The sequence below is a fragment of the Staphylococcus sp. Z5-21 genome (genome assembly GCF_056529615.1).
The window spans coordinates 1,448,756-1,461,615 of sequence record NZ_CP096462.1; the positions used below are offsets into that span (position 1 = coordinate 1,448,756).

The 12,860-nt window shown below is 31.6% G+C and carries 10 protein-coding genes; 3 read left to right on the forward strand and 7 right to left on the reverse strand.

All coding sequences use genetic code 11. The features are described from left to right. Window positions 1-54 precede the first annotated feature (54 nt). A complete protein-coding gene (locus M1D64_RS07190; protein ID WP_069821961.1) occupies window positions 55-1,281 on the reverse strand; it encodes an AI-2E family transporter in 1,227 nt (408 codons plus the stop codon). Between the two features lie 306 nt (window positions 1,282-1,587). Beyond that, on the reverse strand, window positions 1,588-2,688 hold the full coding sequence (locus tag M1D64_RS07195) for an acyltransferase (protein WP_069821960.1): 1,101 nt from the start codon (window positions 2,686-2,688) through the stop codon (window positions 1,588-1,590). A gap of 255 nt (window positions 2,689-2,943) precedes the next feature. Here M1D64_RS07195 and M1D64_RS07200 point away from each other — a divergent pair, with 255 nt between their 5' ends. Continuing rightward, a complete protein-coding gene (locus M1D64_RS07200) occupies window positions 2,944-3,513 on the forward strand; it encodes a hypothetical protein (RefSeq protein ID WP_002483366.1) in 570 nt (189 codons plus the stop codon). Between the two features lie 163 nt (window positions 3,514-3,676). Here the strand turns inward: M1D64_RS07200 and glcT are convergent, their stop codons facing one another. From glcT to parE, 4 genes are all read right to left on the reverse strand, one after another. Next, window positions 3,677-4,522: a glucose PTS transporter transcription antiterminator GlcT gene (glcT, locus tag M1D64_RS07205; protein ID WP_011303175.1), complete on the reverse strand. Its 846-nt coding sequence runs from the start codon at window positions 4,520-4,522 to the stop codon at window positions 3,677-3,679. A gap of 199 nt (window positions 4,523-4,721) precedes the next feature. Next, entirely contained in the window at window positions 4,722-6,164 is a 1,443-nt protein-coding gene (alsT, locus tag M1D64_RS07210; RefSeq protein ID WP_037538464.1) for a glutamine transporter AlsT, read from the reverse strand. Between the two features lie 248 nt (window positions 6,165-6,412). Then, entirely contained in the window at window positions 6,413-8,815 is a 2,403-nt protein-coding gene (gene parC / locus M1D64_RS07215; protein WP_002483369.1) for a DNA topoisomerase IV subunit A, read from the reverse strand. Continuing rightward, window positions 8,812-10,806 (reverse strand): DNA topoisomerase IV subunit B, encoded by a 1,995-nt coding sequence (gene parE, locus M1D64_RS07220; protein ID WP_100217393.1) that lies wholly within the window; start codon window positions 10,804-10,806, stop codon window positions 8,812-8,814. Before parE ends, parC begins: the two co-directional genes overlap by 4 nt. 200 nt (window positions 10,807-11,006) lie before the next feature. On the opposite strand from parE, the gene plsY reads away from it, so the two are divergent. Together plsY and M1D64_RS07230 are read left to right on the forward strand one after the other, a co-directional pair. Further along, window positions 11,007-11,615, forward strand: coding sequence for a glycerol-3-phosphate 1-O-acyltransferase PlsY (plsY, locus tag M1D64_RS07225; RefSeq protein ID WP_002483371.1), 609 nt, complete (start codon window positions 11,007-11,009; stop codon window positions 11,613-11,615). A 331-nt stretch (window positions 11,616-11,946) separates the two neighbouring features. After that, window positions 11,947-12,243, forward strand: a complete 297-nt coding sequence (locus tag M1D64_RS07230) for a HesB/YadR/YfhF family protein (RefSeq protein WP_002483372.1) — start codon at window positions 11,947-11,949, stop codon at window positions 12,241-12,243. 78 nt (window positions 12,244-12,321) lie between these two features. On the opposite strand, the gene menI is transcribed toward M1D64_RS07230, so the two are convergent. Beyond that, window positions 12,322-12,780 (reverse strand): 1,4-dihydroxy-2-naphthoyl-CoA hydrolase MenI, encoded by a 459-nt coding sequence (menI, locus tag M1D64_RS07235; RefSeq protein ID WP_011303179.1) that lies wholly within the window; start codon window positions 12,778-12,780, stop codon window positions 12,322-12,324. Between the last annotated feature and the right edge of the window lie 80 nt (window positions 12,781-12,860).

Below are 12,860 nucleotides of genomic sequence, written 5' to 3' on the forward strand. Positions count from 1 at the left end.
CATTTATCAATCTCTTACATGTATGATGAATAATGAAGTATTCAGTTGTAAATTCTAGCGTATTTGTTCATCGTTTGTAATTTCATATTCACCTGCATCATCGCCATAATATTTATTATATCTGCGTTTATACATTGAATATAAATGTGACACTAACACTTTTAATATAGCGTAGGCTGGAATACCTAAGATGACACCAACAACACCTAAAAGATTACCTGCACTCAATAAGATAAAGATAATTGTGAGTGGGTGGATCTTCAGCGTTTTACCCATAATATTAGGCGATATGAAGTGACCTTCTATAAATTGAACTGCAGTCCATACTATGATTAATTTCAAGAGCATAATTGGAGAAGTAATTAAAGCAATAATGATAGCAGGAGAAATTGCAATTGTAGGCCCTAAATATGGTACAACACTCGTCACAGCAGCTATAGATGCTAAAATTAAACTATAATCTAATCCGATAATACTATAACCAATAAATAGTAAAATACCGATACAAAATGAAACAATAATCTGTCCTTGGATATAAGATCCAACTTGTACACTCATTTTGTCTAATAAATCATGATAATCTTTTCTGAATTTTGGTGGCGTTAATTTCGTAGAATATTCTTTGAAATGATGGCCATCTTTTAACATAAAGAATAAGACAAATGGTGTTGTGGCAATGACTACCCCTACATTTACAATAGCTTCAGCAAAGTTTTTCACTTTTGAACCGAAACCATTAAAATAATCAGAAACCATTGATGGTACCTTGTTAGCTAAAGCATCTAATTGTTCTTGTATTTGTCCATAAAAGTTAGAAATCAAGGAATTTCTAGTAAGATTATCAATAAATTGATTCACTTTATCTACATAATGCGGAAAATTATTACCGAAACTTTTAAATTGAGTACCAATGACTGGTATCAATAAATTAATTGCTAACGCGATAACCCCAATAATAACTAGGAATAAAATAATAACGCCCCAAAGACGTGATATATTATAGCGTTCCATCAAATTGACTAATGGATTGAATAAATAGTATAGAATGATGGATACAATAATCGGTGCTACAATCGTATTAAATACAATGATAAATGGTTTAAATATATAGGATACTTGATCAAATATAAATATCGCAATACCAATGAGTATCAGCATGATTAAGGCGAATAATAAATCTTTGCCTCCCATAAATTTCATGAAGCGGGTCTCTGGAAAACTAAGTCTCAATTTTTCTTTTTTATTTTTTGTTTCTTGTCTAACATTGTCTTCATTCGACATATATAACTCACCATACCTTAACTTAATTCTTAAAAATTATAATCATATAATCTACCAGATAAAAAATACTGTACAAAATTATATCATAGAATGCTTTAATCGTCTTAATTACTAATCCTCATCATATCACATTATTAACATTTCACATATCTATTTTTATAACATATATGTACCCTAATTCATACGTCTTAATAATTCTAGTTTAAATATATCCCCAATAATATAAAACCATTGTCATACCCTTTTTCGCATAAAAAAGCCTGAAACATTTATCATCAATGCTTCAGACTTTATTTTATAATATGCTCATAAATTATAATTAGGTGTGTTTTTGCTTTGAGTAACTTTCTTTTTGTCTACATCTGTGGTTTGCGTTGCTTTTTTCTTTGGAATTGGAACAATATAGTTACCATAGGGGATTTTACCTATTAGATAAACAATCAATACAGATACTGCTACTGTTAATATAAATACGCCCATAAATTTACTTTGTGGCACGATATCTTCAATTATAGGCAAACGTTTTACGAATTGAATTGCCACGTAATGCACTAAATAAATTCCCATAGAATAATTACCAATTAAGGTTAAGGTTTTTAAAATGGTGTGATTCTTTTTAACATGTTCATATAAATAATTTAGAAACACAATGAAAAATGGAATATAAATCATATTCGACACAGTAATTGAACTTTGTAAATGATCCAAATCAATACTCAATAGGAAATCGATAAATAATATACCTATAATAGTAGATAATATGGCTTTGTGCTTAAAGATGAGGATTCTAATTTCATTGTAAAATTTAGCATATACAATACCTAACATAAAGAATGATATCCAATTCATAATGAATAATTTATCATTCACAAAACGTTCGACACCACCGCCACCTAATGAAACTGGCCCCATTCTAATCCAAATGATATTAGCGATTGTCGCTAATATATACACTATAATAATAGGCCAACCTTTTTTGATTTTCTGTAATAACGGAAATAAAAAGTAAAACTGAATAACAGTCAAAATAAAATACAAGTGGAAATTTGCTTTTCCATACACAAAGTAATTCAATAATTTCCCATCATCTTCAAGATTATGTAAATAAAAGGCTCTATATAATAAGTAAAATACTGTCCAAATGATATAAGGAATAAATATTTTACTAAAACGTGATTTAACAAAATAATCTAAATTAAACCCTTTATTCACTACTGAGATTGTTAATAAAAACGCACTTATTACAGCAAATATAGGCGTTCCTAACCTTGCTATTTGGTTAACGTAACCTAAGCCATCTGATGTAAATGTCCCTCCTGACAAAGCTATACTATTAATTGTATGTATCGCCACAACTAACATAGCGGCAACAGATCTTATTATCGGTACCTCATCATAATACTTCATACACGTACGTCCCCCTAAATTCAAATCAGACAGAACACCAAGTATAAGATGATTCAATATACTTGTAAATAGAATTTACAATCAAATTATAAATCTTAATAATTACATTACACACAATTAACAAACATTAATCATTTTCTTTTAGTTTTACACCAATTAATATATTATTTTTCATTAATCATCTTTATTTATTCATTTTATAATCGTATAATATAATTACACATATAATACACGACTTAAAATAGGAGCATTTCATTGAAAAAGACAATAGTCATTATATTAATTCTTCTAATCGGTTTAGCTGGTTACAGTTATACCAAAAGTTCAAAAAAGCAAATGACAGATCCACTGATATTTGCTAAAGCTGAGATAGGTAGCACATTTTATTCTAAAAATAATGATACTACTTATAAATCAGTTCAAAAATATACAAATAACCATTCATCTAAAACAGGTATAACATCAACAAATAACAAAACTTTTAGAACAGCATTTTCCTATTTACTAATTGAAAATACAAAGACACATGACCTTTATTTAGGATATTTTGGTGACGTTATAAATGAAACACCAGTACCTATAAAATATACTGGTGATGTAAAAATCATATTAGATAAAAAAACAAAATTAAATATGCCAAAATCAACCACTCTAGTAGATGAGTTAGACTCAGGTACTAAGAAACGTGGCTATGCATTCACTAAATTAGATTCACAAAAACAACCAAAACAAATAGAAATTGTACTAAATAAACCTATAAATACATATGACCAACAATATTATGGCAAAAACATTCATATCAGTCTTCACGCCAGCGCTAACTAATAAATAATTAAATTGTTATATCCTATGACGCCTATCATTTATGGATATGATTCACAAATACAAAAAACAAACCAGATGGCAAATATAGCATCTGGTTTGTTTTTATTATACATTCAATTATCAATCCACTTTATATATGACTTTCTGTTTAACTACTATCTTGTTAAGATTTATGGTTTTCCATAAAGTGGTAGACATGTAGCGTTAAATAGATAACCTCTGCCTCATACACTTTTATTTTCAATTCTTGTTGTAAAAGTCGCATGATTTTCAATGCAATATTAAAACATAATGGATATTGTTCTTTGAGTAGTGCTTCAAAAGCATTGGTTTTCTTTAATGATTCACCATTTCGTAATCGTTTAATTAAGAATTGAATATGTCTTATAAAACGTTGATATTGAATAGTATCCTTATCTATCGTTTGTTTCAAATCATTTTCTAAAATAAAAACACTCTTATTAATCAGTTCGTTGATTAAATCCATCTCACGCATGGACAATGATTCAGTATTCGAAGCAATATGTAATGCAATAAAACCAATTTCATCTTCAGGAAAGTGAACCTCCAATACGTGATTTAAACGTTCAATTACTTTTTCAGCTATTTTGTATTCTTTGCTATACAACTGTTTAGTTTCTACAATAAAAGGATTATTAATCAACTGATTTTGCTTCAACCGCTTATAAGCAAAAATAATATGATCGGTTAATGAAATGACTAATTTTTGGTTATCTACCTTCATTTCCGAATTCGTAATAATATTAACTGCTTCTATCACTGCTTGAATTAAAGTATCATTTGCTAGCTCCATTAATGTTTTATAATGGTCTTGCTGTGATTTTTGATCCAATATGTATATTTTTTCTATCGTTTGATTCTCTTGTAAAATCATGCCACTTTTTTTATTAAACCCAATGCCTTTTGCAATTAATACATATTCCGCTTGTGCTTTTGTACAAATAATCACATTATTATTGAGAACCTTAGTTATTAAGAAATCATTCACATCAATCATCCTTATCTTTATCTTACTCAATATTATATAGTGACTAATTATAAAATGAAAGAATTATTCTATTCTAATTAATAAATATGCCTTACGAGTTGATTAAAAAAACAAAAAACGCCTCTAAGATGTCACTTTATCGTGACAATCTTAAAAGACGCTTTAAGCTTTGATATTTATGAACTAATTATCAATTTGATTATTTTTTCATGCCCCAACTTTCAATACCAAATAAATTGATTTCTAATTCTTCTGGTTTGAAAACTGGTTTTTTGCCAGCTTTACGTTGATGTTGGTAATCGTTCATAACAGCAAATGCAATGTTTGAAAGACCTATGATTGCTACTAAGTTGACAATCGCCATCAATCCCATAAATACATCTGCAGTACTCCAAACAGTTTCTGTCTTAATTACTGCACCAACAAACACTAATACGACAACTAAACATCTAAAGATAAATAATATTGTTCTATTTTTTGATAAGAACTCAATATTAGATTGGCCGTAGTAATAATTACCAACTACTGAAGAAAATGCAAAGAGTGTAATGGCAATCGTTAAGAATATACCACCAGCACTACCAAGATGCTCATTTAAAGCTGATTGCGTTACGGCAACACCTTGTGATGCATTTTCACCAAACTCTAAACCGCTATAAAGCAATATCATAATAGCCGTTGCTGTACAAACTAGCATCGTGTCAAAGAATACACCGAGTGCTTGAATTAAACCTTGTTTAACAGGGTGTGGTGGTGCTGCTGTCGCTGCTGCGTTAGGCGCAGAACCCATACCAGCTTCATTAGAAAATAGACCACGTTTTACACCTTGTAGTATGGCAGCACCAACTGCACCACCTGTTACTTGTTCAAATCCAAATGCACTTTTAATAATTGTAGAAATCATTGGAATAATTTGATCATAGTTCATGATAAGAATCACTAGAACTAAACCGATATAAATAATAGCCATAACAGGTACAATAACTGAAGATAAATTGGCGATACTACGTACACCACCAAATATAATGATAGCAGTAAGTACCGCTAAAATAATGCCTGTTATTATAGGATCTACATTATATTGTGTTTTCAATGATTCAGCAATTGTATTAGATTGAACTGTATTAAATACAAAAGCAAAAGTAACCGTAATTAATACAGCAAACACGATACCTAACCATTTTTGATTTAAACCTTTAGTTATGTAATAAGCTGGTCCACCACGGTAACCGCCTTCTTCATCAGGCACTTTGTATACTTGTGCTAAAGTTGCTTCAATAAACGCACTCGCTGCACCTATAAATGCAATAACCCACATCCAAAAGACTGCACCAGGACCACCAAGTACTATAGCTGTAGCAACACCCGCTATATTACCAGTACCAACCCTAGAACCAGCACTTATCGCAAATGCTTGGAATGGAGAAATACCTTTTTTACCGTTATCTAATGTTTCAGGTTTTTCACCAATAGCACGAAACATTTCTGGAATCCATCTTAATTGCACAAATTTAGAGCCGATAGTAAAGAATATACCCGCTGTTATTAAAAGTCCAATTAGATATTGTGACCAGATTAAATCATTCCCGACTTGAACAAAAGCTTTGAACCAATCTGGAATTAAACTATCAAAATCTTTCAATTTAATCCCTCTCATCTATGTAATATTTAATTTCAAATTAGAGCAAGAGATTTATAGACAGTCTTATAAGGAATTGTAACATTTCATTACATGCCACTTATAAAATGATGAAAAAGTACGCCCTAGTCATACGCCTAATACGATACTTTTCACACTGCTATAAACCTCTTTTTTAATAATTTATTGCACCTAACTGGTATTTTATCACCATATAGCTGTATTTACTAATAATTTTTAAAAAATTACCCCTAATTAACTTCTAAGTCAATAATTTCACCAAATTCACTTGTATCTACAATAAAGCTGCCATTTGTATATTGTTCAGACAAATGAATATCTTTAATGGCGCCAGATTCTTGTTGTTTATCAGAATAAATCGTGTAAGTCGTGTGCTCAGGTTGAATTACGTCAGCCGCTACAATACGATGCGGTGATTTTTTCAATTCTTTCAGTAATGTAATTCCACGTTGTGCACGTTTGGCTGTTTGTAGTACTTTGAAACCAATACGTTTTAGTGATCCTCGTTGTGTTGCCATTAAAATTGAGTTGTTTGCACTAATGACCTGTGTTAACACGGCGAAGTCTTCATCTTTTAGATTAATTGATTTAACGCCAGCTGCTCTCAATCCTGTATCAGAGAGTTCATCACTACTATAGGTTAATGACATACCTTTGTTTGTAATAACAGTAATTAATTGAGTAGAGTCTATGCGCATGACATTAATAATTTCGTCATCATCTTTCACTTTCATTGCAACGAGAGGTTTATTGAATCGTGATGTTTTAAACATAGAAACATTACTGCGTTTAATCATTCCATGACGCGTAGCTAAAATATAAAATGCGTCTGGTTTAAAATCACTTTCACAATACGCATCGATGATAAATTCACCTTCATCAAGTGGCACAATTTGAGAAACATGTTGACCTAATTCTTTCCATTTAATTTCAGCTAATTTATGTACTGGAATAAATAGATAACGCCCTTTATTAGTAAAGACCAATGCAGTATCAAGTGTATTGACTTCTTGATGTTTCATAAGTACATCACCGTCTTTTACACCAATTTCATTTACGCCACTGGCATTATAACTACGTAATGAAGTGCGTTTTATATAACCGTGTTTTGTAACACTCATAATAACCGTTTCACTAGGAATCATAACTTCTTTATCAATTTTAATTTCAGAAATCTCTGCTTCTATTGAAGACAAACGCCCTTGTTTAAAACGATTGCGAATTTCTGTTAATTCTTCTTTTATTACATTTAAAAGTGCACTATGATCATCTAAAATATTTTTTAAACGTCCAATTAGTGATTTTAATTCATCGTGCTCTTCTTGTAGTTGCACAATATCTGTGTTCGTTAAACGATATAATTGTAGTGTTACGATCGCTTCGGCCTGTGCCTCTGTAAAATCAAATTCAGCGACTAAGTTGTCTTTAGCATCTTTTTTATTCTTAGAAGCTCTAATTAACTTGATAACTTCATCTAAAATAGATAATGCTTTCATAAGACCTTCAACAATATGCATTCTGCTTTCAGCATGATCTAATTCATAACGTGTACGTTTAGTCACAACATCAATTTGATGATTTAAATAACTATCAATAAATTGACGAATCCCCATTAATACTGGTCTACCTTCACTAATAGCAACCATATTAAAGTTATAAGCAACTTGTAAATCTGTATTTTTGTATAAGTAATTTAATACAGCTTCACTATTTACGTCCTTTTTCAATTCAATGGCAATACGTAATCCAGTACGGTCTGTCTCATCTCTTACCTCAACAATACCATCCACTTTTTTATCAGCACGTAATTCATCCATCTTTTTAACAAGTGAACTCTTATTCACTTCATATGGGACTTCAGTAACAATTAATTGCTTTCTGCCATTTCTTAATTCTTCATCTTCGACTTTTGAACGAACAATAATTTTACCTTTACCAGTTTCATAAGCTTTTTTTATACCATCTATACCTTGTATAATGCCACCTGTTGGGAAATCTGGTCCTTTAACATACTTCATCAACTGAGCTACTGTGATATCAGGATTATCGATAAATTTAAGTGTAGCCTGAATCACCTCACCCAAATTATGTGGTGGAATATCTGTTGCATAACCAGCAGAAATACCCGTACTTCCGTTAATTAATAAATTAGGTAACCTTGCTGGTAATACCATCGGTTCCAAAGTAGTATCATCATAGTTTGGCATGAATGGTACTGTTTCTTTATTAATATCTCTTAAAAGTTCTTCAGAAATACGACTTAACTTAGCTTCTGTATAACGCATTGCTGCAGCCGGGTCATTGTCGATACTACCGTTATTCCCTTGCATTTCTATGAGCACATGACGCAGCTTCCATCCCTGACTGAGTCTTACCATAGCATCATACACAGATGAGTCGCCATGAGGGTGATACTGTCCAATTACGTCACCGACTGTTTTAGCACTTTTACGGAAATTTTTATCATATGTGTTACCACTAGAATACATAGCATACAAAATACGTCTTTGAACAGGTTTGAGCCCATCACGAACGTCTGGCAATGCACGCTCTTGAATGATGTATTTACTATATCTACCAAAACGATCGCCAATAACATCTTCTAGCGATAAATCTTGAATTATTTCACTCAATTGATTTCCTCCTCATTAGGATGTTCCTGTTCTAAAATTTGGATTTCATTATTGTCTAATATACTTTGTTCTTCTTGTAATCCAAATTCAACATGGTTTTCTATCCATTCACGTCTAGGCGCAACTTTGTCACCCATTAATGTTGTTACACGTTTAGAAGAACGTAATTCATCTTCAACTTGAACTCTGATGAGTGTTCTTGTATCTGGGTTCATTGTCGTTTCCCATAATTGATCAGCGTTCATTTCACCTAAACCTTTATAACGTTGTAATGAGAAACCTTTGCCTAATTTTTTTTGTAATTTTTCTAATTCTTCATCAGTCCATGCGTATTCGATTTTTCTTGAGGGGCCTTTCCCTTTTTCTAATTTATAGAGGGGGGGTAAGGCAATAAATACCCTTCCAGCTTCTACAAGTGGTTTCATATATTTAAAGAAAAATGTTAATAACAGTACTTGTATATGTGCACCATCCGTATCCGCATCAGTCATAATAATTATTCTGTTATAATTACTATCTTCAATTTTAAATTCATTTCCAACACCAGCACCAATAGTATGAATAATCGTATTAATTTCTTCATTTTTAAATATGTCATCTAGACGTGCTTTTTCTGTGTTAATGACTTTACCTCTTAAAGGCAGAATAGCCTGGTATTTACGATCTCTACCTAATTTTGCTGAACCACCTGCTGAGTCACCCTCAACAAGATAAAGTTCTTTCTTCTCAGTATTTTTACTTTGAGCTGGCGTTAATTTACCTGAAAGTAAAGTATCTTTACGTTTATTTTTCTTACCGGAACGTGCATCTTCACGAGCTTTACGCGCAGCTTCTCTAGCTTGTTGTGCTTTCAGCGCTTTTTTAACAAGTGATTTTGATAACTGACCTTTTTCTTCTAAATAATATGGAAGTTTGTCTGCTACTACAGAATCCACTGCACTTCTAGCTTCTGGTGTACCCAATTTAGACTTTGTTTGTCCTTCAAATTGAAGTAACTCTTCCGGAATACGGATGGAAATAATAGCTGTTAACCCTTCTCTAATATCATTTCCATCTAAATTTTTATCTTTTTCTTTTAGTTCATTAATACGGCGTGCATAATCATTAAATACACGTGTCATTGCAGATTTGAAGCCAACTTCATGTGTACCCCCGTCTTTTGTACGCACATTATTAACGAAGCTCAAAATACCTTCTGAATATTGATCATTGTATTGGAATGCAACTTCAACTTCGATATTATTAGCTTCCCCAGAAAAGTCGGCTACATCATGTAAAACTTCTTTTCCTTCATTAACATAAGCAACGAATTCTTTAATACCATCTTCATAGTGAAAAACATCTTCACGTTCTTTTCCAGCTCTTAAGTCTTTCAATGTTATTTTAAGACGCTTAAGTAAAAAAGCTGACTCCTGAAGTCGCTCACTTAAAACATCATAATTAAAAGATGTTGCTGATTTAAATATCTCTGGATCTGGTTTAAATGTCACCTTAGTTCCAGTCTTTTTAGTCTTCCCGTGTTTAACCAAACCAGTTGTTGGTTTACCACCTTGTGCAAAACTTTGAGTATAGATATTGCCATCTCTGTATATTTCTACTTCTAACCATTCACTTAATGCATTAACAACGGATGCACCAACACCATGTAATCCACCTGATGTTTTATATCCGCCTTGTCCAAATTTTCCACCAGCATGAAGTATTGTGAAAATGACTTGTACTGTAGGTTTTCCAGATGTATGTATACCTGTTGGCATCCCACGACCATTATCTTCAATTGTAATGCTTTCATCTTTATTAATTGTAACTTGGATTTCGCTACCAAAACCATTTAATACTTCATCGACGGAATTATCGACAACTTCATATACTAGATGATGTAATCCACGTTTATCGGTAGAACCAATATACATCCCAGGTCTTTTTCTTACGGCCTCTAATCCCTCAAGTACCTGAATGGAATCATCCGAATAATTATTTTTCTTATTCATTGCCAATCGTTTCGCCCTCCTACAAACGTACGTTCGTTTTTAAAACTATACATTAGTTATTCTTATATAAATCTTGATAAAATGCAAGTATCAAATGAATTTTCAATTGAGAAATAATACCCATTTTAAATTTTCATTCGTATTATCCTATGCTTATATGGTAAAATAATTTTAATGTCATTAAAGGATGTGGATTATATATGATGATTGTAATCATGTTAATACTAAGTTACCTTATCGGTGCTTTCCCAAGTGGCTATGTAATAGGTAAACTATTTTTCAAAAAAGATATCCGTCAATTCGGAAGTGGTAACACTGGGGCAACAAACAGCTTTAGAGTATTAGGAAAACCTGCTGGATTTCTTGTAACTTTCCTAGACATATTTAAAGGGTTCATTGTAGTGTTCTTTCCACTATGGTTACCTGTCCAAGCTGAAGGCCCAATAACTACATTTTTCACAAATGGACTTATTGTTGGTGCTTTTGCAATTTTAGGCCATGTATATCCAGTTTATCTTGGATTCAAAGGCGGAAAAGCCGTTGCAACAAGTGCTGGTGTCATACTAGGTGTCAATCCTGTCTTATTATTAATATTAGCAGCAATTTTCTTTGGAATATTATATTTAACAAAATATGTATCGTTATCAAGTATCATTGCATCTATTTGTTGCGTCATTGGTGCATTATTAATTCGAGACTATATCCTATTTATTGTTAGTATTGGTGTCGGTGTATTGCTTATTATTAGACATCGAACTAATATTGTAAGGATATTTAAGGGTGAAGAACCTAAAATTAAATGGATGTAACTATTACAATAGTCGTTCTACAAAATAATATGTTGTAAACAAAATTTGAGCTGGGGCGTTAATGCCTCCAGCTTTTTTATATCACATATTGAATCGTAAGATTTAAACACAGCTTTATGATCATTAATTCTATTATACTACTTATATGTATCATTATCATGCGTTATATATATTTCTCCGCATTGTAGAATGATTTGACATAACTAATTGAAAAATTATGTTATACTACTTTTAATATTACTGAAAGTGGGTAGTATATAAAAATACTAATTCAATTTAGTTGCCAATAGTCATAAGTTAAGTACTTGTGAACCGAAAGGAGACTTTTATTATGGAAATAGAACTTTCAAATAATGCCGTGTCTTGGTTTAAAGAAGAACTTGAATTACCTGAAGGTGACAAAGTCTTACAATTCTTTGTACGTTATGGTGGCGAATTCCAATTAAAACAAGGATTCAGTCCTGCATTTAGCGTTGACAAAAAAGAGGATGTTGAAATTGGTTATGAAAATCATTACGACGGTTTAGATGTCGTAATTGCTGAAAAAGATTTATGGTATTTTGAAGACCATAATTTATTTATTGACGTAAATGATGGCATTGATGAAATTTCATATGCTACAAAATAACCTATATAATAAAAAGCGCCTGGCTCAAGTGTCAGACGCTTTTTATTATATATAGATATAGATATTAACCACTTCGTTTTATAAGCCGTTTATGACCTCTAAGCACTCTCCAGCCTTGTTTCTTTTATCAACTTCACTATAAGTTGCATGCCACTCAGGGAAATATTTATCTAATCTAATTGGTTTGAAATCTTCTTTTTTTATACAAGTCAATGCCGTTGAACCTGTTGTTGCAAGTTCCCCTGCTTCATTATAGATTTCATATTTATATATGGATCGCAAACGTGAATATCTTTCAACCCATGTTTTTATTGTTACTTTTTCCGGATAAAAGATCGATTTAATATACTTGATATCTAAATCGATTACTGGCGAAATAATACCACTATCTTCCATATCCTTATAACTAAAACCTAGTTTAGAAATATAATCTGTTCTTGCTACTTCAAACCACGTAGGATAATTACCATGATAGATTACACCCATTTGATCAGTTTCTGAATAACGTGCTTCAATTTGTGTCATACTGTAAATCATTTTTGCATCCTCTTTTCAATATTTCTACTGATACATATCATACCTTAAATATTAACATAAAAAAGATGGACTAGCATATG

What these genes read in the sequence shown, in the direction of transcription:
- M1D64_RS07230 (WP_002483372.1), top strand. Translation starts at nt 11,947, where the DNA reads ATGGAAATAGAACTTTCAAATAATGCCGTGTCTTGGTTTAAAGAAGAA.
- menI (WP_011303179.1), bottom strand. Translation starts at nt 12,780, where the DNA reads ATGATTTACAGTATGACACAAATTGAAGCACGTTATTCAGAAACTGAT.
- M1D64_RS07190 (WP_069821961.1), bottom strand. Translation starts at nt 1,281, where the DNA reads ATGTCGAATGAAGACAATGTTAGACAAGAAACAAAAAATAAAAAAGAA.
- M1D64_RS07195 (WP_069821960.1), bottom strand. Translation starts at nt 2,688, where the DNA reads ATGAAGTATTATGATGAGGTACCGATAATAAGATCTGTTGCCGCTATG.
- parE (WP_100217393.1), bottom strand. Translation starts at nt 10,806, where the DNA reads ATGAATAAGAAAAATAATTATTCGGATGATTCCATTCAGGTACTTGAG.
- plsY (WP_002483371.1), top strand. Translation starts at nt 11,007, where the DNA reads ATGATGATTGTAATCATGTTAATACTAAGTTACCTTATCGGTGCTTTC.